The organism is Leucobacter sp. G161 (genome assembly GCF_001482305.1).
Lineage (GTDB): Bacteria > Actinomycetota > Actinomycetes > Actinomycetales > Microbacteriaceae > Leucobacter.
The window spans coordinates 43,123-66,679 of the sequence record NZ_LOHP01000074.1 but is presented as its reverse complement, the minus strand read 5'-3'; the positions used below and the strand labels follow the sequence as shown (position 1 = coordinate 66,679).

At 64.8% G+C, this 23,557-nt stretch carries 23 protein-coding genes, 1 tRNA gene and 1 riboswitch; of the genes, 6 read left to right on the top strand and 18 right to left on the bottom strand.

The features are described from left to right. Positions 1-96 precede the first annotated feature (96 nt). From AUL38_RS12705 to AUL38_RS17420, 5 genes are all read right to left on the bottom strand, one after another. The gene (locus AUL38_RS12705; RefSeq protein ID WP_059062744.1) at positions 97-1,446 is read right to left on the bottom strand and encodes a uracil-xanthine permease family protein; all 1,350 of its coding nucleotides are present in this window, start codon (positions 1,444-1,446) and stop codon (positions 97-99) included. Between the two features lie 143 nt (positions 1,447-1,589). After that, entirely contained in the window at positions 1,590-1,961 is a 372-nt protein-coding gene (locus AUL38_RS12700; RefSeq protein WP_059062743.1) for a cupin domain-containing protein, read from the bottom strand. After that, positions 1,958-3,379: an FAD-binding oxidoreductase gene (locus AUL38_RS12695; RefSeq protein WP_059062742.1), complete on the bottom strand. Its 1,422-nt coding sequence runs from the start codon at positions 3,377-3,379 to the stop codon at positions 1,958-1,960. The genes AUL38_RS12700 and AUL38_RS12695 overlap by 4 nt, the downstream gene beginning before the upstream one ends. 90 nt (positions 3,380-3,469) lie before the next feature. Then, positions 3,470-3,682 carry a hypothetical protein gene (locus AUL38_RS12690; protein ID WP_059062741.1) on the bottom strand — a complete coding sequence of 71 codons (213 nt, stop codon included), beginning with the start codon at positions 3,680-3,682 and terminating at the stop codon, positions 3,470-3,472. Beyond that, positions 3,679-5,274 carry an EamA family transporter gene (locus tag AUL38_RS17420; RefSeq protein WP_161937439.1) on the bottom strand — a complete coding sequence of 532 codons (1,596 nt, stop codon included), beginning with the start codon at positions 5,272-5,274 and terminating at the stop codon, positions 3,679-3,681. Before AUL38_RS17420 ends, AUL38_RS12690 begins: the two co-directional genes overlap by 4 nt. A 42-nt stretch (positions 5,275-5,316) precedes the next feature. Here AUL38_RS17420 and AUL38_RS12680 point away from each other — a divergent pair, with 42 nt between their 5' ends. Next, a complete protein-coding gene (locus tag AUL38_RS12680) occupies positions 5,317-5,853 on the top strand; it encodes a hypothetical protein (protein WP_059062740.1) in 537 nt (178 codons plus the stop codon). 193 nt (positions 5,854-6,046) lie between these two features. On the opposite strand, the gene AUL38_RS12675 is transcribed toward AUL38_RS12680, so the two are convergent. Continuing rightward, on the bottom strand, positions 6,047-6,448 hold the full coding sequence (locus tag AUL38_RS12675; RefSeq protein WP_059062739.1) for a helix-turn-helix transcriptional regulator: 402 nt from the start codon (positions 6,446-6,448) through the stop codon (positions 6,047-6,049). A gap of 38 nt (positions 6,449-6,486) precedes the next feature. On the opposite strand from AUL38_RS12675, the gene AUL38_RS12670 reads away from it, so the two are divergent. The 3 genes from AUL38_RS12670 (at position 6,487) to AUL38_RS12660 (ending at position 10,147) form a co-directional block, all read left to right on the top strand. After that, the gene (locus AUL38_RS12670) at positions 6,487-8,301 is read left to right on the top strand and encodes an ABC transporter permease subunit (protein WP_235590715.1); all 1,815 of its coding nucleotides are present in this window, start codon (positions 6,487-6,489) and stop codon (positions 8,299-8,301) included. Positions 8,302-8,323: 22 nt separating this feature from the next. Further along, a complete protein-coding gene (locus tag AUL38_RS12665; protein ID WP_059062738.1) occupies positions 8,324-9,685 on the top strand; it encodes a nitrate/sulfonate/bicarbonate ABC transporter ATP-binding protein in 1,362 nt (453 codons plus the stop codon). Positions 9,686-9,847: 162 nt separating this feature from the next. Beyond that, positions 9,848-10,147, top strand: a complete 300-nt coding sequence (locus tag AUL38_RS12660; RefSeq protein WP_059062737.1) for a hypothetical protein — start codon at positions 9,848-9,850, stop codon at positions 10,145-10,147. A gap of 64 nt (positions 10,148-10,211) precedes the next feature. On the opposite strand, the gene AUL38_RS12655 is transcribed toward AUL38_RS12660, so the two are convergent. From AUL38_RS12655 to AUL38_RS12625, 7 genes are all read right to left on the bottom strand, one after another. Further along, positions 10,212-11,102, bottom strand: a complete 891-nt coding sequence (locus tag AUL38_RS12655; RefSeq protein WP_059062736.1) for a CorA family divalent cation transporter — start codon at positions 11,100-11,102, stop codon at positions 10,212-10,214. Continuing rightward, positions 11,099-12,046, bottom strand: a complete 948-nt coding sequence (locus AUL38_RS12650; protein WP_059062735.1) for a CorA family divalent cation transporter — start codon at positions 12,044-12,046, stop codon at positions 11,099-11,101. The genes AUL38_RS12655 and AUL38_RS12650 overlap by 4 nt, the downstream gene beginning before the upstream one ends. Before the next feature lie 66 nt (positions 12,047-12,112). Beyond that, positions 12,113-12,361, bottom strand: a complete 249-nt coding sequence (locus tag AUL38_RS12645; RefSeq protein WP_059062734.1) for a hypothetical protein — start codon at positions 12,359-12,361, stop codon at positions 12,113-12,115. A 39-nt stretch (positions 12,362-12,400) separates the two neighbouring features. Then, positions 12,401-13,351 (bottom strand): CorA family divalent cation transporter, encoded by a 951-nt coding sequence (locus AUL38_RS12640; protein ID WP_059062733.1) that lies wholly within the window; start codon positions 13,349-13,351, stop codon positions 12,401-12,403. 64 nt (positions 13,352-13,415) lie between these two features. Then, the gene (locus AUL38_RS12635) at positions 13,416-13,733 is read right to left on the bottom strand and encodes a hypothetical protein (RefSeq protein ID WP_059062732.1); all 318 of its coding nucleotides are present in this window, start codon (positions 13,731-13,733) and stop codon (positions 13,416-13,418) included. A 50-nt stretch (positions 13,734-13,783) separates the two neighbouring features. Next, positions 13,784-13,950: riboswitch (M-box (ykoK) riboswitch) on the bottom strand. A 106-nt stretch (positions 13,951-14,056) separates the two neighbouring features. Next, positions 14,057-15,265 (bottom strand): acyl-CoA dehydrogenase family protein, encoded by a 1,209-nt coding sequence (locus AUL38_RS12630; RefSeq protein ID WP_059062731.1) that lies wholly within the window; start codon positions 15,263-15,265, stop codon positions 14,057-14,059. 80 nt (positions 15,266-15,345) lie between these two features. Next, entirely contained in the window at positions 15,346-16,128 is a 783-nt protein-coding gene (locus AUL38_RS12625; protein WP_235590714.1) for a TIGR03084 family metal-binding protein, read from the bottom strand. A 174-nt stretch (positions 16,129-16,302) separates the two neighbouring features. Between AUL38_RS12625 and AUL38_RS12620 the strand changes: the two genes are divergently transcribed. Then, positions 16,303-17,874, top strand: coding sequence for a long-chain fatty acid--CoA ligase (locus AUL38_RS12620; protein ID WP_059062730.1), 1,572 nt, complete (start codon positions 16,303-16,305; stop codon positions 17,872-17,874). 11 nt (positions 17,875-17,885) lie between these two features. Here AUL38_RS12620 and AUL38_RS12615 read toward each other — a convergent pair whose 3' ends face one another. From AUL38_RS12615 to AUL38_RS12595, 5 genes are all read right to left on the bottom strand, one after another. Then, on the bottom strand, positions 17,886-18,689 hold the full coding sequence (locus AUL38_RS12615) for a TIGR03084 family metal-binding protein (protein WP_059062729.1): 804 nt from the start codon (positions 18,687-18,689) through the stop codon (positions 17,886-17,888). A 251-nt stretch (positions 18,690-18,940) separates the two neighbouring features. After that, positions 18,941-19,013, bottom strand: a tRNA-Arg gene (locus AUL38_RS12610). Between the two features lie 167 nt (positions 19,014-19,180). Continuing rightward, entirely contained in the window at positions 19,181-19,939 is a 759-nt protein-coding gene (locus AUL38_RS12605) for an NlpC/P60 family protein (RefSeq protein WP_059062728.1), read from the bottom strand. Between the two features lie 113 nt (positions 19,940-20,052). Next, entirely contained in the window at positions 20,053-21,405 is a 1,353-nt protein-coding gene (gene gdhA / locus AUL38_RS12600) for an NADP-specific glutamate dehydrogenase (protein WP_059062727.1), read from the bottom strand. A gap of 98 nt (positions 21,406-21,503) precedes the next feature. Further along, positions 21,504-22,193, bottom strand: coding sequence for a metal-dependent transcriptional regulator (locus AUL38_RS12595; RefSeq protein ID WP_059062726.1), 690 nt, complete (start codon positions 22,191-22,193; stop codon positions 21,504-21,506). A 162-nt stretch (positions 22,194-22,355) separates the two neighbouring features. Between AUL38_RS12595 and serC the strand changes: the two genes are divergently transcribed. Further along, a complete protein-coding gene (gene serC / locus AUL38_RS12590) occupies positions 22,356-23,480 on the top strand; it encodes a phosphoserine transaminase (protein ID WP_059062725.1) in 1,125 nt (374 codons plus the stop codon). Positions 23,481-23,557 lie beyond the last annotated feature (77 nt).

Here is a 23,557-nt window from a genome sequence, read left to right as displayed (position 1 = left end):
AATCGCGGCATTATCGCGGTGTTTCTTCTCGCGACGTTGCTGTGACTTCGCTGCGCAGGCGTCCGGGCAGCGAAGTCACAGCAGGCACGTGTGCTGTTAGCGGATGATCGCGGTATCCGTCGCGGTCCCCCGCGCACGCGCGACCAGGCGCATGAGGTGGTACACGCCAACCGCGGCAAGCGTGCCGAGCGCGATCCCGTTGAACATGACGTTGCCAAGCTGCAGGCTGAAATCTGCGATGCCGACGATGAGAGCGATTGCCGCCGTGAACTGGTTGATCGGCTTCGAGAAATCGACCTTGTTGTCGATCCAGATCTTCACACCGATGAGGCCAATGAGGCCGTAGAGCGCGACGGTCACCCCGCCGAGCACGCCGGCCGGGACCGAGAAGATGAGGGCACCGACCTTGGGCGAGAAGCTCAGCAGCATCGCGATGATGCCGGCCACCCAGTACGCGGCAGTCGAGTACACACGCGTCGCCGCCATGACGCCGATGTTCTCGCCGTAGGTCGTGGTCGCAACGCCGCCGCCGAAGCCGGCGAGCACGGTCGCGACGCCGTCAGCGAGGAGTGCTTTGCCGGTCACGGGATCCAGGTCGCGCTCAATCATCAGGCCGACGCTCTTCACGTGGCCGACATTCTCGGCGATGAGCACGAGCACGACCGGGAGGAACGCTGGCAGCAGACCCCACAGCGACGGGTCAGCAAACGGGTTCGCGGGAAGGTGGAATTCGGGGAAGCCGATCCATGCGGCGGTCTTCACTGAGTCGAAATCAACGATGCCCATGAGCGCGGCTGCGGTGTACCCGACAACCATGCCGAGCACGATCGAGAGGCGACCAATGAGGCCGCGGAAGAGCACCGTGATGAGCAGGATCGACGCGATGGTGATGAGTGCGGCCGTCGAATGCAGCCCCTGGTTCACGTCGGGGTTGGCGGCGGGGTTGCCGAACCAGTTGTTCTTCACCGCCGGGGCGAGGTTGAAGCCGATGAGTGCGACAACGGCGCCCATCACCACCGGCGGCATGAGCGCGTTCACCCAGCCAGTGCCGAAGCGCTGCACCGCGATGCCGACGAGCGCGACCAACACACCCATCGCGATGAACGCGAACGAGGCGCGGGCGAGGCCGGCGACATCCCCGTAGTCAAACCCTGCCGTGGCGACCGCGATCGGCGCGAGGAACGCGAACGACGAGCCGAGGTAGCTCGGAAGTCGATTGCCCGTGATGAGCAGGAACAGCAGCGTGCCGAGGCCCGAGAAGAAGAGTGTCGCGGTTGGCGGGAAGCCGGTAATGAGCGGCACCAGGAACGTCGCACCAAACATTGCAACGACGTGCTGCGCGCCGAATCCGATGGTGCGGCCCCAGCTCAGGCGCTCCTCGGGGAGAACGATCGCGTCTTGCGCAACGGATTTTCCGTCACCGTGCAGCTTCCAGGGCAGCGCCATGTGGGGCTCCTTCGGGGTGGGCGGTCAGTGCGAGCCGCGCGTCCACCCCTGCAAGCACGCAACCAAGCGTCCATCTTACAGCGAACACTCAGGATCGCCAGGGCGGCCCCGGCCATCCTGCGCAGTGCGTCGCGTCTCAGCGATTAGGCCTCGGCGATGTAGACCTTGCGGATGTGATCGGCAACGACCCACCGCGTCCGGCTCCCCGCGGTCAAGCGCATCACGTCACCTGCGGCCACCTCGACCGTGCGCTCCACGGCCCCCGATGCGGAGAGGAACTCGATGGTCGCGCCGCCGGAGAGCACGACGAACAACTCATCGACCTCCGTGTCGGTGACAGTTCCAGCGCGGAGCTCCCAGATACCGACGCCGGCCCCCGCGATCTCTCCAAGCTCAACGATGCCCTGCACCGGTGTACCGGCCACCGTTTCCGACTCGGAGACGGCCGCAAGCTCGACCGCAGCGGTCAGCCCCGAGACGGCGGCGTTCCTTCCCGCGGGGAGCAACTCACTCATGAGTCAAACCCCAGACCGACCGCGTCGAGCGTCTTCAAGATGACGTTACGCTTGCCCCTGTTGTGATCCGCGCGGTCCAGCGACCAGCGGGTGAGGTTAATTCCGATCGATGCCGCGGGTTCGGGCGGGAAGGGCAGCGGAATGCTCCGCACCATCTCGAGCTCGGTGCGCTCGGTCACGCGGCCTTCGAGCCTGTCAACGATCACGTCGGCGGCAAAGTGCGTCGCGCCAACGCCAAGACCGGTAAACCCGGCAACATACTGCACTCGGCCGCCGTGCGCCTGCCCGAAAAACGCGCAGAAACGCGTCGAGGTGTCGATCACGCCAGCCCAGCGGTGGGTGAACTTCAAGCCGGCAAGCTGCGGGAACGTCGTGAAGAAGTGACTCGCGAGCCTGCGATGGCTCTCCATGCGGTCCTCGTACTCACGCTTGATCCTGCCGCCGACGTGGTAAACGGCATCGTAGCCGCCCCAGAGGATCCGGTTGTCGGCGGTCAGCCGAGAGTAGTGGAACTGGTTCGCCATGTCGGCGAGGCCCTCGCGTCCGTCCCAGCCGATCGATGCCAACTGCGCATCGCTCAACGGCTCGGTCATGAGAACGTAGTCGTAGACCGGAACGGTGTGGAACCGGTAGCGCTTCAGCAGCGAGGGGAAAACATTCGTGCAGAGCGCCACGCGCTCTGCGGTGACGGTGCCCTGCTTCGTCTCGAGCAGGATCGGCTCATCGTCCCGGCCCTCGAGGCGGTCGACCGGGGTTCCCTCGTGAATCTCCACGCCGATCTTCGCGGCGAACTTCGCCAGTTCGACCGCGAGCTTCGCCGGGTGCAGGTTCGCGTTTTCCCGCGGGGAGAACTCGCCTGCGAGGAACGTCGGGGAGTTCACGCGGGCGCGCACCTCGGTCTCAGACAGGGTCACCACGTGTGGATCGGGGCTCTCACCGACCCAGTCCACCTGATATTCGTGGTTTGCAACCGACAACTGGCCGGTGCGCTCCCAATCAACATCGAGCTCATGCTCGGTGATGAACTGTTCCATTGCGTCGAGGTTTTCGTAGCCAATGCGGCGAAGCGTGCCCGTCTCGTCTGGCCAGCGCGCCTCGGCGTTTGGCTCGCCGTGGGAGATACTTGCCTCACAGAACCCGCCGTTGCGCCCAGACGCCGCCCACCCGACTTTGACCGCTTCGAGCAGTATGACTCGGCGCTCGGGATGCTCCTGCTTCAGCTTGATCGCTGTCCAGAGCCCCGCGTAGCCGCCGCCGACCACGGCATCGTCGACAGTCACGCTCCCGTCGAGCTTCGGATACGTTACCGCTGAGTCTGCGACGTCCTCGAGCCAAAACACCCCGTGCTTCGTGCCGGCAAGCGAATCGTCAATGATTCGTGCCGCGGGCCGGTGTGTTTCAAATACGGTCTGTTCCATGATCGCTTTCAGTCCTCGTCATTGGGGGTATTTCTGAGTGTACATGCGCCCGGAACTGCGGGCTCTGGCGCACGTATGGCGACTCGATAGTTACTTGGCCGGTGGCTTCATGATCACGCCGGTCGCGAGGCCAACGGTGAGTCCCGCGGGGAACCACATCCAGAACTGGGTGAAGTACCAGAGCACGAGCCCCATGACCGCGCCCATCGCGAGCCCGAGCAGCACCTGCTTCCTGCGGGCTTCCGGGGTCGGCTCATCGCCCTTGCCCTGCGGGTTCTTCTTCGGCTTCGATGACTTGCTCATGTGCTCAGCCTACGCGCGGCAGCTTGATCAACCCTGTCCATCTCCTGCAGCTGTGCGATCACCTCTGCTGGGGCGCCCTTCGCAGCGGCGAGCGAGACCAGGGTGCCGGTGGCCCGCGCAATCTTTGCCGAGCTCGGCGACGCGTACGCGCCAGCCTGTTCGAGGACGGTTCCGACGCGATCCAACCACGTCTCGTCTGCGCCGGGCATGAGCTCGGCCTCCCACTCACGCCATGCCCGGTCCACCCGGCCAGCACCGGATCCCGCTCGGAGGTCGCTCGCGCGTACCCGGTCGTCGGCGAGTTCGACCACTTCGATACCGGCGGGGTCAACCAGACGCACAATGCGCCGCTCCGTGTGGAGTTCGGCGATGGGCTGCACGTGCTCGGCAGCGTCACCGATCCACGTGCGGAGCGCATCGACGAGTCCCTGCGGCATCTCGTCTGCGAGCGGCCAGTGGAGTTCGCGCGTTCCGCCAGCGCCCTTCGCTTTCACGTGCCAGCCTTCGTCTGAGCCGCCCTCGCGAACGCGCATCGCGACTGCTTGCCTGGCGAGCGCGCCGTCTGGGGTGTCGTAGTAGCGTGCGTGCATCACGTGCGTCTCCGGAGCGCCGACACCGAGGTCGACAGCGGTAAACGCGGCAGCCGACGGGATCTCGCTGTCCGCCGCAACCTCGTACTTCCGTTCGACCTCAAGCGACTCTGTCGCGGGCGCTGCAGTGGGCCGATCGGGACCAACCGCGGCCTGATTGCGCCCGGCAAGCCAGACGATCGCGGCGCCAGCCACAACGACCAGGAGGATGCCAACGAGTGCGGTCGGGGTGAGGATCTGGTCGAGGAAGAGCACGCCGACGATCGTACCGACCACCGGATCAAAAGCGAAGAACACTCCAAGAATTCGGGCAGACGTGAGCCGGCCTGCGACCGTGTCGACCGATACCGCGAGCGCCGTCCCGATGAGTGCAGACAGCGCGAGCAACCCCCACTGCGGCAGCGTCGCCACAGTGATGACCGGCAGCGAGAACGGGAGTGTCAGCACGCCGGCTACAGCGAGCGACAGGGCAACGCTCTGCAGCCCGCCGTCTGAGTGCCCGATGCGCGGCGCGAGCACGGTGTATCCGGCAAAGCTTGCGCCCGCGAGCAGCCCCCAGATGATCCCAATCGGATCGAATGGCCCGCCGAACCCGGCCATGAGTACTACGCCAGCGAACGCGGCGATCGCGAGCAGCCCCTCGCGGAGTCTGCGCGAGGCGAAGAACGCGACCATGCACGGCCCCAGGAAATCAAGCGTCGTTGCGACGCCGAGCGGCAGCCGGTCGATCGCCTGATAGAGCAGCTGATTCATCGCGGCCATTGCCGCGCCGTACAGCACGATTCCGAGCCACTCGTCGCGGGTTCTCCCCCGCAGCCGCGGACGAAACAGCACGAGCATGATGACTGCCGCAATGAGCATTCGCAGCCCGCTGGTTCCCGCCGCGCCCAGGTCGGCGAAGAGCGAGATCGAGATGGCGGCCCCTGCCTGCATGCCGATCGAACCCGCGAGCACGAGGAACATGGCGCGAACCGTCGCGGATCTGGTGGGCTGAGTCTGCATCTTCCCCAGCCTAAACCCCGAGGGGTGCCTACACTTAGCTTCGTGAGTGAGCTTGTGACTGGTGTGACGGAGGCCGTACGCGAGGCGGCCGTGAAACTGCGTGATGCCGGGGTGCCGCCCGAGGCTCTCGCCCTGTTCATCCCGGAGCGGCGCAAGCTGCTCATTCGCCGTAAGGCCACCATGCAGCCTCTTGGCGAAGTGTGGCGGCTGGGAACGCTCCTCGTCGGCACAGACCCTTCTGCCCCCGCGCTGTTCGTGGCCGGCCGCGCAACACGCTCGGCTGTCCGCCCGTACCCTGGCAACCAGTCCGTGTCCCGGGAGGAGCGCCGCGATATCGCAGCCGCTTCGCTGCATGGCGGCTACCCCGAGGGAACCGCCGTGAACTTTGACGCGCTGCCTGTCCCCCTGGACGAGCCATCCTTCACCGGTCTCGCCCCGGATCTCCCGCTGGGCGTGGTTGGCGGGGAACTCCGGGTCCGCTGGCGTGCCGGCGCACCGCTCGACGGGGCGCAAACGCTAGCTGCCTATCTTGCTGAGCGGGTCGAACTCCTCGCGCATCCGCCGACGCAAGACATGTGATCTGCCGAAGATATGCCCATTTTCAGTTGCTGGGGCATAACTGGGGCAGATCCCAGAGCGAAGCGCGCGGCGGCCGGAGCCCGGAGCCCGGAGCCCGGCGGCCGAGAGGGTAGCGGCCGAGAGGGTAGAGCCCGGAGGCGCGAGGCGCGAGGCGGCTGGGAGCGTACGCTACGAGCGCAGTGGGCGGATCGGCCTAGCGTGCGGGCTCGGCGACCGCGAAGCGTGGGGCTCTGGGGGCGCGCCGCTCATCGGACTCGGCTGCCAGCGTGCCATCGGGCGCGATGTGGCTGAACATTTGCGCGACCACCGCGAGAATGTGTGGATCTTCAACCCGGTACAACTGCCTCCGACCGTCCCGTCGCGCGGCGACGATGCCTGCCGCCCGCAGCTTTGCAAGGTGCTGGCTGATGGCGGGAACGTTGGCATTCGCCAGCTCGGCAAGGGTCGACACGTCGTACTCCCCCGAGGCGAGGAGCCAGACGAGGTGAAGCCTGGTCGGCGTGGACAGCATGTCAAACGTTGCGGCGGCCGCCTGTAATTGCGCGTCGGTAATGGCTGGCAGGGCGGGTGCGTCGGATAAGTGGTGGTCGTCCATCTACTAATGATCCCTCATTCTGCAATTTGCGCAAGTTATTGCATGTCATAGGCTGGGAGCGCCCGAGAGCGCCATCGCACGCTGAGAGACAGGAGCTGGACATCGAACCGCACCCTGCAGCGCCGCTACGCAGGCCCGTCGCTCCCCCGCGCGGCAGCCGCAGTCGCCTTGCCGACGTCGTCGTTTTCGCGGGCCTGTTCATTGCGTTCTGGGCCGTCTCGCAGGTGTCCCCAGATCTCGCAGCGCCTTTCGACCAGGCGTCGGCCCCGGCCGCAGTGTCCACCGACCCAGCACACCTGCCCTACTACGCGGCCCGCTCACTGCTGCGCATGTTCGTTGCGCTCGCGTTCTCGGTCGTGTTCTCGTTCGTCTACGCAACCATCGCCGCACGGGTGCGGCACGCCGAACGGATCATGATCCCCGTCCTTGACGTGCTGCAGTCGGTGCCGGTGCTCGGGTTCCTCGCGGTCACGCTGCCACTCTGGCTCGCCCTCTTCCCCGGCTCTGCACTCGGGCTCGAGAGCGCGGCGATCTTCGCGATTTTCACGAGCCAGGTCTGGAACATGACGTTCGCGTTCTATCAGTCGCTGATCTCCCAACCGAAAGAGCTCGACGAAGCAGCCCGCGTGATGGGCCTGACGAGGTGGCAGCGGTTCTGGAAGCTCGACGCCCCTTCTGGAGCGTTCCCCCTGGTCTGGAACGGAATGATGAGTTTCGGCGGCGGCTGGTTCTTCCTCATCGCTTCCGAGGTGCTCACTGTGGGCCAGCGAGACTACGCGCTGCCAGGGATTGGGTCGTTCGCCGCCGCCGCGTCTCAGGACGCACGGATCGACCTACTTCTGCTCGCAGCCGCAGTGATGGTCGTGCTCGTCGTAGGCGTCAACTTCGTGTTCTGGCGCCCGCTCACTGCATGGGCTGAGCGTTTCCGACTCGGTGACACGGACACCGCAGACCCGCAGACGAGCGTCGTGTACGACGTGCTGCGGCGGTCGTCGATCCCAGGGGCGCTCGCCGCACTCACGCGGCCACTGCGCGAGGGCCTCGAGCGCGCAATGCGTGTCCTGGGCCGCACGGGCAGACGTCCCCGCGGGGCGCTCCGCACTATGCCACGCTGGGGAGGGGTCGCCGCGGCAGTCGCGAGCACTGCGTTGCTGGTCTGGGGGCTCGCCGCGGCCCTCGCTTTCGTCGCCAACGATGTTGGTCTCGAACAGTTCGCGGTGACCGCGGGTCTCGGGTTCATCACCCTCGGTCGCGTCCTCGTAGTGCTGGTGATCGGGACCCTCGTATGGGTGCCGATCGGGGTGTGGATCGGGCTGAGTCCTCGCGTGACGCGCTTCGCGCAGCCGATCGTGCAGGTACTCGCGAGCTTCCCCGCGAACTTCCTGTTCCCGCTGTTCGCGCTCGCGCTCATCGCGACCGGAGTGAGCCTTGACGTGGGAGGCATCCTCCTCATGGCGCTCGGCTCGCAGTGGTACATCCTGTTCAACGTGATTGCGGGAGCAGCGGCGATCCCGATCGATCTGCGCGAGTCCGCGCGGAGCCTGAACCTTGGGCGCGCGCTCACCTGGCGCACGCTCTACGGCCCTGCGATCTTTGGCAGCTGGGTCACCGGTGCGCTGACGGCGGCTGGCGGAGCATGGAACGCCTCGATCGTTGCGGAGGTCGTGAGCTACGGCGACACGACGCTCACGGCGACCGGGCTCGGCGCGTATATCTCGGAGGCGACGGCTGCTGGTGATACCGGCCGCGTGCTCGTCGGGGTTGCCGTCATGAGCGTGCTCGTCGTCGCGACGAACCGGCTGCTCTGGCGAAGACTCTACCGGCTAGCCGAAACCCGGTACTCCCTGACATGATGACGCTGAAGGATCCTCCCCTATGACGAACGTATACAGCACTCAGCCTCCAGGCCGCGTGCTCGTGAGCGCAGAAGCGATCGCGAAGTCGTTTCCGTCGGCGGACGGCGGCAGCCTGCGCGTGCTCGAGGGCGTGAATCTCACGATCCGCGAGGGCGAAATCGTGGCGCTGCTCGGCAGGTCTGGATCGGGGAAGTCGACGCTACTCCGAGTCCTCGCGGGCCTGATCCCGCCGTCAGCCGGGGAGGTGCGCTACCGGGGCGTTCCGGTGGACGAGACTGACCCGGCCGTCGCAATGGTGTTCCAGTCGTTCGCGCTGATGCCGTGGCTGACGGTGCTCGAAAATGTCGAGCTCGGCCTCCGAGCCGCGGGGGTACCGCGGGCCGAACGCACCCAGCGCGCGATCGACGCGATCGACGCGATCGGGCTCGATGGTTTCGAAACCGCGTACCCGCGAGAGCTGTCGGGCGGCATGGCGCAGCGCGTTGGGTTTGCGCGGGCCTTCGTGCAGCGCCCCGACCTGCTGCTTATGGACGAGCCGTTCTCGGCGCTGGACGTGCTCACCGGCGAGAACCTCCGCAGTGAGCTGATGAAAGTGTGGGGCGACCGCGAGCTGTCAGGCCAGAGCATCTGCATCGTTACCCACAGCATCGAGGAGGCCGTGCAGCTCGCCGATCGCGTGCTCGTGCTTGGCGGCACACCCGGGGCGATCCAGGCCGAGATCCCGATCCATATTCCGCGTCCCCGCGACAAGCGCAGCCCGACCTTCGAATCCGCTGTTGACCACCTGTATGCGCTCCTCACCGGGAAAACCCCTGGCGCCGGGCACGCAAGCGAGGCTCCCCCTGGGCCGCTCACCCATCCGCTGCCGGAGGCGACGAGCGGCGGACTGGCTGGCCTCATCGAGATCGTGGTCGCGCACGGCGGCCAAACCGATCTTCCAGATCTCGCCGATGAACTGTCATTCGACATCGATGACCTGCTGCCGCTCGTCGACGCGGCAAGCATGCTCGGACTCCTCACCGTTGATGGCGCACAGAGCTTCATCACCGATGCGGGCTACGCCTGGCACTGGGCGGGCATTCACGAGAGCAAGATCAGCTTCGCCGAGCTGGCGGTCGCGCGCGCTCCCCTCGTGCGGACGATCGTGAAGGCACTCGAACACAGCGACACCGGATCCCTCCGGGCAGACTTCTTCCGAGACCTGCTGCGACGCGGGTTCAACGAACAGGATGCGGAACGCCAGCTCACGCTCGCGATCGACTGGGGCCGGTACGGAGAACTCTTCGACTTTGATGCGGACAGCGACGAACTCATGCTGTCCGAGGTTGCGACTGGCCTCAGCGCGTTGCTCGACCCGGACGCGGGCAACCCGCCACGCTAATCGGCGCGCTCCGATGGCGCGTGCCTGTGGCACTCGAGTCCTCGAACACTCGCCACACTTGCGTACTTGCGCAATTGAAGTAGTATATGAGTGGCCGAGGCCCGAGCCTCGTCCCATGCACGCTGCCATGCAGCCCGCCCACGACAGACAGCGGAGACTCACATGCGCCACTCAATCTGGTTGACCCACTCCGGTATCGGCCGGCCGGCCAACACTGACGGCATCGTCCATCAGCCACACGATCCGCCCGCCAGCCACGCACCCGTACGCGCCTCAACACGGCTCTGGGTCCGTTCGATGCTCGCGTTCATCGCAATGCTCCTCTTCCTCGCATCCCTCATCGAACTCGTCGCCGTAATGATCGCCGAGGGCGAGGCTTCGGTTCCGGTTGGCGTCGCCGGCCTGTGCATCGCGGTCGCCATCGTGTGCACGCTCGCCGTCACGCGAGACCGGCGGAGCTAGCACGCAGCGAACGCAGAAGCGGGCGGATCGATGACTCGATCCGCCCGCTTGGTGTCTGTCCACGTTACCGCAGTTGCCCTGCGCGCTTCACCGTATAGATCGGGATCACCGCGAGGAAGAACACCCCGAGGATTTGGATCCAGCTCGAGTACTCCCAGCTGAGCTCTGGCATGAACTCGAAGTTCTGCCCGTACCAGTTGATGAGTGTGGTGCCGGGGATGAGGATCGCCCAGAGCACCGTGAAGATCTTGACGATGTTGAGGTCGCTCGTGGAGATCTGCTGCGAGGCGCCCTGCGAGAGGAACCTGTGACGGTCCACCATGAACTCGACCCTGCGGGTGAGCGCCTCACCCTGCTGGATGAGCGCATCCACCTGGGGCCGCTCGATACCGGATCCCGGCACCGCGGTCTCACGGCGCAGCAGCCGCGCGAGCTGCGTCAGTGTCGCAATCGAGGATGCCACGTGCGAGAGCGCGTGGTCGATGTCGACGAGCATCTCGCTCACCCGCGGCAAATCACTGACGCCGAGGCTACGCGATGATTCGCGACTCGCTTCCACCATCGGCGCACGAACCAGGTTGATATCCGATTCGACGAACTCCAGCGCGCCGGCGCTCGCTTGAAACCCGGCCTGGGCGATCGCGTACCACGCGTGGTGCGGGGTGTCGGTTGCAGCGTCAGCCCACTGGAGGCGCGCCTCGACGTCCTGCAACAGCGGAATACCGGCGCCAGGCTCGACCGTGATGATCTGCTCGGCGCGCACAATCACCGTGAGGTTGTACACGTGTGCTGCGCCACCGCCCGCCGACACAATCGTGACCGGCAGCCGCCGCTCGTGATCCTCCCCACCGCGATGGAGCCGATTCGAGAGCACCCGCTCGGCGGTCGCGAAATCCTCAGGAGCATCCAGGAAGACCCTGGTCCAGGTGTCGCGCGTAATGCTCCGAACGCTCATCGCAACCACCCCTTCCGCTTGATGTACGCGAGCGGCACGAGCGCAAACAGCGCGGTCGTGCCCATCACGAACCATTCACCCCAGCCGAGCGCGAGCTCAGGCATGTTTGCGAAGTTCTGGCCGTAATATGCGGCGATGAGGGTCGGCGGCGTAAACACCGCGGTGACCACCGTGAACACCTTGATGATCTGGTTCTGCTTGAGATCGAGCGTCGTCATGAGCGACTGCTGAATATTCCGCACCTTGGCGTGCTGGAACCGTGCGTGCCGGCGGCCGCCCTGAATGTCAGACAGCGTCGTCGAATAGTCAAATTCCACGTCGCCACCGCCGCGTCGCACCCACCGCGCCGCGCGCTCAAGCATGAGCTGCCCCTGCACCGTCCGGGCGATGAGCTCCTCCGCGCCTCCGAGCATGACTGCGGTCTGCGCAATGTCGGCGACACCGACCTGGCGCCCCTCCATTTTGAAGCCCCCACTGCTATCAACCGCCTGATCCGCGAGGCGCGTGAGCACCTGCGAAATCTGCGCGACAGTCTCCTGCATCGCGTCGTTGAGCTCTTCAAGAATGATGATGAGCGCGTCCCGGCTTGCCGAGCTGTCGTCACTCCGCGCGAGCAGATCCTGCGCGCGCCGCAGCGCGTCGATCGGGTGGTCAGGCTCGACGGTGATGAGGAGCTCGGGAGTGAACGCGATGAGGATCTGCGTCGACGAGAACGACGCGCCCTCGCTCGAGTCCGGCTCACGGTCGGGCAGCGGCAGGTCGAGCGGCAGCAGCACGAAGCCCTGCTCTTCAACCGCGTGCCGCACCGGCCGCTCGAGTCGAATTCCGTACTGCCTATGGATATTCGCGAGCATGATCTGGTCCGAGGCACGCACCCGCAGCCAGCCCTGCCGTGGCAGCTGCTGAGCGTCGAGCTGCGCACCCGTTGCTGTGTTTTCTTGCATGGTCACACTTTCAAGACATGGGGATCGGCCCCGCTTCGGCGGCCGATCATGTGAACTGGGGGCGGATTACCCGAGCGAGAGCCCGAAGAGGTGGAGTCCGGCGAAGCAGGCGATGAGGCCCGCATAGAGCACGACCACAGCCCAAATGATTTCCTTCTCGATCTTCGAGCTGCCCTGCCGCGCCGAGTCGCTTCCATCCTGCGACTGGCCTGCCGAGGCATCACCGCCGAGGTGGTGGACATCGATGCGCGAGCTCCAGGCAACCGGCTTCGAGCTTGCGTTTGGGAGCGTACCGTTGAGGTTCTTGTTCGACATGAGTGGTTCCTTTGCTGAGTAGTTGGGAAAGTCTGTGGCCTAGCGCAGCCAGCCGCGCCACCGCACGTAGAAGAGCGGGGCAAGCGCGAAGAGGAAGCTGAGCACGATGACCATCGGCTCGGCGTACTGCCACGACAGGATCGGCATGTTTTCGAAGTTCATGCTGTAGTACGTCGAGAGCAGCATCACCGGCAGGAATACGGCGGTGACCACGGAGAAGACCTTGATAATCTGGTTCTGCTTCACGTTGAGCGCGAGGTTGTTCGTCTGCTGCAGCAGGCGCACTCGGTCGTGCACAAATTCGATGTGGGGCTCGATGGCGACGATATCTTCGATGAGCCTGCTCAAATCCGACCGGGTCTCAAGTCCGAGGCCCCAGAGCTTCGCCCGCAGGTGCCGCGCGGCCTCTGCGAGCGCGAGCTGGCTCTCCATGCAGTGCGAGAGCAGCGACTCCATGTCTGCGAGCTCCTGCTGGGTGTAGGTGACATCACTCACCCCAAACTCGCGTGACTTCTTCGCCTCGAGGCTCTGCAGAATCGCCCCCGTCTCGATCATCATCCGCTCGGTGCCCTGACTCATTGAGCTCACGAGCTCGTCGGTCGTATCGGCAACGGCTTGCAGGATGCTCGCGACGATCTCCACGGCGCTGTCGTCTTCGCGTCCGTCGCGCGCCATCCGTGCGACCGCGAGGTCGAGCGCGGCAGCTGATGCGCTCGGCTCTATCGTCACGACGATCGAATCGCTGATGGCGAGCATAATCCGCGTGGTGCTGTAACCCTCGGCGGAACTGGCCACGTAGGTGATGGGCAGGTAACTCAGCCCATTCTCGGTGCTGAACGAGGAGGAGGCAGCATCTTCAAAGTCGACCCCAAACTCCGCACGCAGGTCAGCATGCACGCGAGAGCTTTCCCCACGCACGCGCTGCCACCGGCCGCCGTTGAGGGATTGGACGTCGCCCGCCAGCGCCGTCGTTCCGTACTCATTGTTCATTAACTTTCACTTCCTGATTGGACGCGGCATTCCGCGCTCACGATGTGGCTGGGAGGCTGGACGCCTACTCGCCTTCCTTATAGAAGCCGCCGTGTGTGCCGGACGTCGACGAGGTCTTCGTCTCAAGGTCATAGTTGATGACGTGCAGAGTCGCGGTTACGCCGAGCATGATGACGCTGCTGACGAGCACCATCCGAGTGGTGAATCGCTCGTACCGCGTAGCTCGCTGCTTCTTCCCTCCGGGCGTACGTGTGTCCGTGAAGAACTGGCTCCGCCACCGGGTCGGTCCTCCCTGCGGCAGGACCGCGGTTGTCGGCCGTTCTGCGGCGACGGGGGCGGATCCCCCCGCCTGCAGGGGCTGTTCGTAGAGTGCTGTGCGCATACCGCTTGTTCCTCTCAGGGCACGCCAAATGAGCCCGTTGGCTCGGGGACAACGCGCTTCCATGTCAGAGCTTCGGCATTGCGTGACGTAGTCGTAGTGCAGCCACCTTGGGCAGCCCCCTTAAGCCGAGGGTGCCTGTCCTAACCTTGGGCATCTCTCGATGTCGTCAGATCAGTGGCCTGTGTTCACGCAAGAGCCTCACCGAACGAAGCGCACTCATCAGCATAGTGACATTCAATCACTTGCGCAAGTAATCACTTGTGAGGCATCGCGGCGACGACTCCGCCGCGATGCCGGCGCCCGCCAGAGGCAGCCACAGTCACTTAGGGCTGGTACCCGAGATGTTTCCCCGCCAGCGTCGTGAGGATCTCAACTGTGCCGCCGCCAATAGCCAGAACGGGGCTATCGCGATAGATCCGCTCGACCTCGCTCTCGGCCATAAATCCCATACCGCCAAACAACTGCACCGCTTCACGGTTGACCCATTCACCGTTGATCGTCGCAGTATTCTTCGCGAACGCCGCCGCAGACACGATATTCAGGCCCTCGGCGTCTCCCTCGGGCGCCGCCGCGGCACCCGCAGCCGTGAACTCATCCCACCGCTCAGCCACACGCCGCGTATACACACGCGCAACATCAACGCGCCTCGCCATCTCCGCGAGTTTCGCCTGCACCGTATCGCGAGCAATGAGCGGCTTCCCAAAGGTTTCGCGGTCGCGGCACCACTGAACGGTGAGATCCAGCGCTCGCTGCGCACTCGCGTACGCCTGGACAGCAAGGCTCACCCGCTCACTCACGAACCCGTGCGAGATGTACGCAAACCCCGCTCCCTCTTCGCCAATGAGCATCGACGCGGGAACTCGGACACGGTCGTAGAAGAGTTCTGCGGTGTCGGACGCGCGCCATCCCATTTTTTCCAACTTCTTCGCGACGCCGAAGCCTGGAGTGTCAGTGGGCACCACGACGAGGGAGACTCCCCGGGCGCCGGGGCCGCCCGTGCGAACCGCAGTGGTCACGAAGTCCGCACGGGTCGCCGAGGTGATGAACGTCTTCGACCCGCTGATGACGTAGTGATCGTCTTCCCGCTCGGCACGTGCACGCAGGTGCCCCACGTCACTGCCCCCACTTGGTTCAGTAATTGCCAGCGACCCGATGAGCTCTCCGGCGAGCGTCGGCCGCACGAAACGATCGATCTGCTCTGCGCTCCCGGCGAGCACCATGTGCGGCACCGCGATACCGGCAGTAAACAGCGACGCATACACCCCGCCCGACATCCCTGCCTCGTCCCCGGCCTCAGTGATCGCGACGGTGGCGAGCAGCCCGCCTCCCCCGCCGCCAACAGCCTCAGGAAATCCAGCACCGATGAGCCCCAGGTCACCGGCCGCGCGATGCAGAGCCCGCGGGATCGCACCATCACGCTCCCATTCGGTCTGCTCTGGGAGCACCTCGGCCGCGACGAACTGCTTCGTCACCTGTTTGAGCTCCGCGAGCTCGTCCCGGCCAATAACCTCAGCCTCATACTGATTCAACATGCCAATCCCGCCGTTCGTCTTCCTGGTGTTCTCTGTGTGCGGCCAAGCCGCTTGTGCACCGCGCTCGCGGAGCGACGTCGCTAGGCGAGCCGCTCTCCTGGCGCGGGTCCAGCGGTCGGTGCGCCGGCGAAGGCCTGAGCCACTCCCATCCAGGTACTCGCGCCGTCGCCCACAGCCGCAAGGTCGACGTCCGCCAGGTTTCGCCGCTGGGTCACCACGGCTGCGAAGCCCCAGCCAGAGCCGACCACCCGGTCCGGAGCATCCTCCGGGCCGTCCTCAAAGCGCTCACCCCCAGGCATGTCGAGCTCGACCCTGACGTCCCCCGGGGCGGCGAGGCTGCGCAGGCGGAACGCGAAGTCGCGGGTGCGCACGCCGATACGTGCCACGGCCCAGAGTGCGGAGGTCTCGGGGAACTCGATTCCGAACGTGTCGAACACGTCGAGTGAATGCGCCCAGGTCTCCATCGTGCGGGCTGTCGCCATGGTAATCGGGCGCATCGGCGGGCCAAACCACGGTATCTTGCCGCCGGGATCCGCTGCGAGCAGTCCCTCGCTCAGCTCGCGGCGCGCACGACGCCACCGGGCCAGCAGGTCAGCTGCGGGGAGCGCCGCGAGCTCGTGCGCACCACGATCCACAAATCCCGCGTCGGCGGCGCTCGCAACCTCCTCCGCGAGCCGCTGAAACGCGACGGGGTCCGTGAGTGCCTGCAGCGAGATCTCGTCGGTCCAGGTCAGGTGCCCAATCTGGTCGGCGACGGTCCACCCCTCAGCCGGCGTCGACCGTAGCCAGTCCGCGCCTTCGAGCCGCGCGACCGTGCTGTCCAGCAGGTCAGACGACTCATTGAGAATCTGTACGGCGTCCACGATATCCATGCCCATCACAGCCCATCGGTCGGCAGGAAGATAGCTTCGGCTCTTGCGAGCAAAACAATCATCCTTGATTGTTATTGTCCCTTCACATACAGTAGCGAAGGAACGCCGATTTCACTACCCATGCCCGGAGTGGTCATCGGCTTGATCATTCAAGGGAGAATAATCATGAGCGTTCCACTCGGACAATGGCTGAGCATCCACTCACAGCGCATCGGCGGCCGGCCCGCGCTCGTGGACGTAGACACCGAAGTCTCCTACACGTTTCGAGAACTCGACGAACGCACCACGCGCCTGGCGTCCTCGCTGCGCTCCCGTGGGGTCGAGGCCGGCGACCGGGTTGCACTGTGCAGCCTGAATAGCCCCGCGATGCTCGAGCTCATGTTCGCGCTCGCCAAGCTAGGGGCGATCACCGTGATGATCAACCACCGCCTCACAGCCCCAGAGATGCACTACATTCTCGATGACGCCGGGGCGAAGCTCGTGTTTGCTTCGACTCCCCTACTTGAGGTCGTGTCAGCGGCGAAGGAGGGCACCATCATCGAGGAAGTTATCCCGCTCCTCACCGCGGCCGAACGCCGAACACAGACCCACAGCGCATTCGAAGACCTCATCAGCGATGGTGATCCGCTTGAGGCGCTGCCCAATATGGATCCGGAGAGCCCCACCCTCCTCATGTACACCTCGGGCACCACAGGCCGGCCGAAGGGCGCGATGATTACCCACACCAACCTGTTCTGGGTCTCGCTGTACCACAACAATGCAGAGGCAGGGATCAACCACCACAACCGCAACCTCGTTGCGGCACCGCTGTTCCACATCGGAGGGCTCGCGGTATACACCCTGCCGACCGTCTACTGGGGCGGCAGTAATTACATCCTGGAAGCGTTCGCCCCCGCCACATGGGCAACCGCAGTCGAGAAGTATGCGTGCACCACCGCATTCGCGGTTCCCACGATGTGGACGGCGATCCTCCGCTCCGGAGAGCTCGACATACACGACACGAGTTCACTCCAGGTGGCTATTAGCGGCGGAGCACCGTGCCCAATTCCCGTGATTGAAGCGCTCCAGGCGAAGGGAATGGCCTTCATCGAGGGGTTCGGCATGACCGAGACCGCCGCGGCAGCCGCGATCCTCTCAAGCGAGTTCATCACGACGAAGGCAGGGTCAATCGGGAAGCCGTCGAACCACGTCGACTTCCGCGTCGTCGACGAGGCCGGCGCAGACGTCCCTGCCGAGACGGTTGGCGAGCTCATCATCCGCGGCCCATCCGTGTTCAGCGGGTATTGGAACCGCACCGACGCGAATACCGAATCCTTCCGGGACGGATGGTTCTACTCTGGCGACCTCGCGCGCGTCGATGGCGAAGGTTTTTACTACCTCGTAGACCGCAAGAAAGACATGGTCATCACGGGCGGGGAGAACGTCTACCCCATCGAGGTCGAACAGGCGCTGTACACCCACGAGGGCGTTGCTGACGTGTCAGTGATCGGCACACCGCACGACTACTGGGGCGAAGCGGTCACCGCGATCGTGGTTCCCCATGGCAGCAACACGGACGACACAGCGGCGCTCGCCAAACGCTTGGATCAGCACGCGCGCGACACGCTCGCCGGGTTCAAGATCCCCCGCCAGTATTTCTTCGTCGAGTCCCTCCCGCTCACCGCAACCGGAAAAGTGCGGAAGGTGGAGTTGCGGGAGTGGGTCAAAGACCTCACGCCCACTGCCTCATCGACGTAGCGGCACGTGGTTCAGCGATGCCACTCCAACCGCACCCCGGGAGAGGGTCCGTTCGTTGGGGCGCCACCAAACGCCTGCGCGATGCGCATCCACCGCGCAGCACCACCGCCCACCACTTCGAGTTCAACGTCGGCGACGTTCCTGCGCTGGGTCACGACCGCCGCGAACCCCCAGGCGCTCCCGAGAATCCGTTCGGGGGCATCTGCGGGGCCGTAATCAACACGCGCTCCGTCTGGCAGCGCTAACTCCACCCGCACCGGGGCCTCCGGAATCTCGATCTGGCGAACCCGGAACGAGGATTCGCGCGTTCGAATGCCCATCTTCACCACGGTCGCGACGCCGGCCACCGGCGGCATCTCTTGCCCGAGTGCATCGAAGACATCGACGGCGTGGGCCCACGTCTCCACAATGCGCATGTCGGCCATCGTGCGCGGCAGCATCGGCGACCCCAGCCACGCGATTCGGTCTGACGGGTCGGCCTCCGCAAAGGCCTGCCGAAGCGACTCGCGGCCCGCACGCCACTCGCGTAGCAACTGTGGGACCGGCAGGGTCGCGCGCTCACGCGCGCCCCTATCGATGAAGCCGCTCACATCGCTGGATGCAACCCGGGCGACGAACTGCGCAAACCCGGGATCGCGCTGCAACGCTTGCAGCGACAGCTCGTCGCTCCATGCGAGGTGCCCTATCTGGTTCGCAATGTTCCAGCCACGCGCGGGCGTCGGCCGCAACCACCTGCGGGGCGGCAACTCGCTGACCGTCCGATCGAGCGCGTCTGCCGCCTCGTCAAGCACCGTCAAGGTCTGCACAATCTCCATCTCGGCACCTCTCAGCTCTGGAATCCCACCAGCAGGCCCGCTCCATGAGTGAACACCCCAACGTGTCCGTGAGCCACACAACAATGCCACAACTGTACGTCATGTTCGCATCGGTCGACAAGCCTGGATCCTCGTGCCGCTATCGACCCCGGCAACGTCATCGACGCCGACGCCGAGCGACAGCCCACAGAAAAGTAAATATGGCCGGAATTCCAGCATCACAGTGCTGAAATTCCGGCCATTATCCAATGTGCCCTGGAGAGGAATCGAACCTCCGACACCTTCTTTAGGAGAGAAGTGCTCTATCCACTGAGCTACCAAGGCGGGTAGCGCACGCATGCGCCAAGCAACGAGTCTAGCGCACCGAGCGCGCGCTCCGACAGACGGCCAGACCTGAATCACGCGCAGCGGCACGCCAGCGCGCCACGCGCGCAGCCCCAAACGCAAGAGGGGCGCAGCTCGTAAGCTGCGCCCCTCTTGTGATTAAGCTTTTAGCTCATGCGAACAACCTGCGTGGGCAACCCAGCGTACGTGCTGAGGCCCGCGACGACGGTCGTGCCGCCGGTCCATCCACCGTGCACGGCCTGGCCGCCACCGATGTAGATGGCAACGTGAGGTGCGCCGGGCCACATGAGGAGATCGCCGGGGGCGAGCGCCGTGGTGCCGTGCACGTAGTCGACCGAAGCGCCGTAGCGGAAGAAGTCGTTCACGCCGTGATCGTAACCGCCAGCGTCGCGACGCTCGCTCTGACCGATCGCAGCAAGTGCGTTCTGGACAAGGTCGGTGCAGTCCTGGTTCACGCCAACCTGCGCGAGCGCTGCCGCCACGAGGCCACTTGCTCCCGAACCGGCGGGGATCTCAGCTGCGGTAGGGGCTGCTGCTGCCGCGGCGCCAGCCGGCTTGTCGCCGTCCTGCTTCGCTGCTTCGAGCTCCTTGGAGCGCTTCTCGGCCTCAGCGACAAGCTTCTCGCGACGCTCCTGCTCAGCGACCGACGTGTCGACCTCAAGCGGGATGTCATCAATCTGCGTAAGCGCGGGACCGGCGGTGACCTTAATCGACTGCGATTCGGCGACTGCCGCGACCGGTGCTTCCGTGTCGTTGAACGCGTATGCCGGCAGCGCGAGCGTGCCGAACATTGCGAAAGTGAAGACGGCGGCGCCGCTCACTCGTGCGATCTTCTTGACCTTCGCCTTGGACGATGCTGCGGGGTGAGTCGCAGCTACGACCTCGGTACTGGGCTGTGAATTCACGAAATATCTACCTTACGTTGGTGCTTTTATTGCGACCCTGAACCGGTCGCGAAGCTAAGACTTGACCAAGCCTAACCGAACATCACGAAATTGTCACGCTTGGATTCCTGCTGTTAAATGACGCCCTGCTCAAGCATCGCCTGAGCCACGGTAACGAACCCTGCAGAGTTCGCGCCCAAGACGTAGTCTCCCGGTTTTCCATACCGTTCGGATGCCGAATAGCAGAGTTCGTGCACGTCTCGCATGATCTCGTGCAGCCTGTTTTCACTCTTGTCGAAGTCCCAACGCGAGCGTGCCGCGTTCTGGCTCATTTCAAGTGCTGATGTGGCAACACCGCCGGCGTTCGCTGCTTTGCCGGGGGCAAACAACACGCCTGCTTCCTGCAGCAAGTCGATGGCCTCTGGCGATGTGGGCATGTTCGCACCCTCGGCGACAGCGCGCACACCGTTCTTCAACAGCGCGCGTGCGGCGTCCTCACGGAGCTCGTTCTGGGTCGCACACGGGAACGCCAGTTCAGCACGAACGTCCCAAATACTGCCGCCCTCCACGTAGTGGGCGCTCGGCCGGCGCTCAGCGTATTCGGAGATTCGGGCCCGCTCGGTTTCTTTGACCTGCTTGAGCAGATCGACGTCGATGCCGGCCTCGTCAACAATGTAGCCGCTTGAATCGGACGCGGTAATAGCCCGGCCCCCCAGCTGCTGCACCTTTTCAATGACATAGATGGCGACGTTGCCCGAACCTGACACGATTGCACGCCGCCCTGCAACTCCGTCGCCAGCGCGCGCGAGCATCTCCTCCGCGAAGAACACTGCCCCGTAGCCGGTGGCTTCGGTGCGCACCTCTGCGCCTCCCCACCCTTTCCCCTTGCCGGTGAGGACGCCCGACTCGTACTTGTGCGTCAGCCGACGGTACTGCCCAAAGAGGTATCCGATCTCGCGCGCGCCGACGCCAATATCGCCGGCCGGCACGTCGGTGTGCTCGCCAATGTAGTGGACGAGCTCGGTCATGTAGGCCTGGCAGAAACGCATGACCTCGGCATCGCTCTTGCCGGCAGGGTCGAAGTCAGACCCTCCCTTGCCACCGCCGATGCGCTGCGAGGTGAGCGCGTTCTTGAAGACCTGCTCGAAGCCGAGGAACTTGACGACCGAGAGATTCACGCTCGGGTGGAAACGCAGACCGCCCTTATACGGTCCGAGTGCGGCGTTGAACTGGACGCGGTAACCACGGTTCACCCGAACCTTGCCAGCGTCATCAACCCATGGCACTCGGAAGAGGAGCTGCCGCTCAGGCTCCACGAGCCGCTCGAGGATGCCGTGCTCAATGTACTCGGGGTGCTCATCGAGCACAGGAGCGAGGGTTTCGAGTACCTCGCGGACCGCCTGGAGAAACTCGGGCTCCCCCTGGTTACGACACTCGACAGCTTCGAGAACGGCGCTCAGGTGCGCCTCCGACGTGGGAAGTGACAATGCTGTCTCCTCGGGGTCTCAGCTCCATTGGAAATGGGCTCGCCAATAATGGCGATTTCGAACGTCTACGAATTTCTCATAAGTAGACGCCGCCTCATCTATGAGACGAAAATGTGTGCCGCCACCTCCACAGGAATGTCGATGGCTTCACTGTTTCCTTCCACTGCCACACGAACAACATCGCCTGTGCGGGTGAGAGAAGCTGTACTGCCGGGAACCACCCCGGCAGCTGAGAGCTGGGCAAGCAACTCGGGTTCGTTCTGCGCTGGCTCGGCCAGGCGCCGAATGGTGACGCGCGTCGGGTTATGCGGCTGGGCAAGCCAGTCGGTGATCCCAACTTCATTCCTGTCGAGCGGCGGGGCCGGGCGGGCACCGAGCTCTTCGAGCCCCGGAATGCGGTTGCCGTACGGGGAGACGGTCGGACGGTCAAGGATGCTCAGCAGCTTCAACTCAACCTGCTCGCTCATCACGTGCTCCCAGCGGCATGCCTCTTCGTGAACAAACTCCCACTCGAGGCCAATGACGTCTGCGAGGAGCCGCTCAGCGAGGCGATGCTTGCGCATCACGCGGATCGCGCGGGCATGTCCCTCCTCGGTGAACTCGAGTTGCCGGTCGCCCGTCACGATCACGAGTCCCAGCCGCTCCATCCGGGCAATGGTCTGCGAAACCGTCGGGCCCGAGTGGCTTAGTCGCTCCGAGATGCGCGCGCGCAACGGCACGATGCCTTCTTCCTCGAGCTCGAGGATCGTTCGAAGGTACATCTCGGTGGTGTCAATCAGGTCCGTCAATGTATACCCCTACAAGCCGTCTGCGTAGCCCCAGCTTACGACATCTCGAGCGCGCACTCACGCAAGAGTTCAGCCACTCGGCCGCAGTATTCGGCCATGGCCACCAGAATCGCGGTCGGTGCATGGCGGCACGAGCACCAGTTACTCCCTACAATTGGGCGTATGGCCGCCATAGAACTTCCATCATCACTCATTCCCGCCGACGGACGTTTTGGTTGCGGCCCGTCGAAGATCCGCGACGAGCAGCTCGCGTTCCTGTCGAGCCTGCAGCCGACCGTGCTCGGCACCTCGCACCGCCAGGCTCCCGTGAAGGATCTCGTGGGAAGTCTGCGCTCGGGACTTGCCGATCTCTTCCGCGCGCCCGAGGGCTACGAGATCCTCCTCGCCAATGGCGGAGCGACCTCGTTCTGGGATTCGGCTGTTCACTCGCTGATCTCGCGCCGCAGCCAGCACCTCACGTTTGGTGAGTTCGGCGCAAAGTTCGGCATCGCCGCTGCCGCTGCACCGTTCCTCGAAGAGCCGGTGATCCGACAGGCCGAGCCAGGCTCGCGCTCCGAGATCCTCCCGCAGGCGGGCATTGACCTCTACGCGTACCCGCACAACGAGACGTCGACGGGCGTAATGGCCGAGGTGCGTCGCGCCGCCGGCCCCGATGTGGATCCGGGAGCCCTCACTGTGGTCGACGCGACGAGCGCCGCCGGCGGCATCGAATTCGATGCTGCTGAGACCGACGTCTACTACTTCTCACCGCAGAAGAACTTCGCGTCGGACGGCGGCCTCTGGTTCGCACTGGTGTCGCCCGCTGCGATCGAGCGGATCGAGCGGCAGACGAACGGCGACCGGTACATTCCGGAGTCGCTGAACCTCGCTGGCGCCCTCTCGAACTCGCGCCTGAACCAGACGCTGAACACCCCCGCACTCGCAACGCTCGCGCTCATGGAGGAGCAGGTGCGTTGGATCAATGAGAACGGCGGCCTCTCCTGGGCCTCGGCTCGCACCGCGGAATCCTCCGGCGTGCTCTACGACTGGGCCGAGCAGTCTGAGGTGGCGACGCCGTTCGTGACCGATCCCGCGCACCGCTCGCAGGTCGTCGCGACGATCGACTTCGACGACTCGATCGATGCCTCAGCGATCTCGAAGGCGCTCCGCGCCAACGGCATCGTTGACACCGAGCCGTACCGCAAGCTGGGCCGCAACCAGCTGCGCATCGCGACCTTCACCTCGATCGATCCCGATGATGTGCGCACGCTCACCGGCGCGATCGACTACATCCTCGAGCGGCTGTAGCCGACTGCACCAACGAACGAGAGAGGGCCTCCTGCTTGACGCAGGAGGCCCTCTCTCGTGTTGTCTGGGCTGAGTCG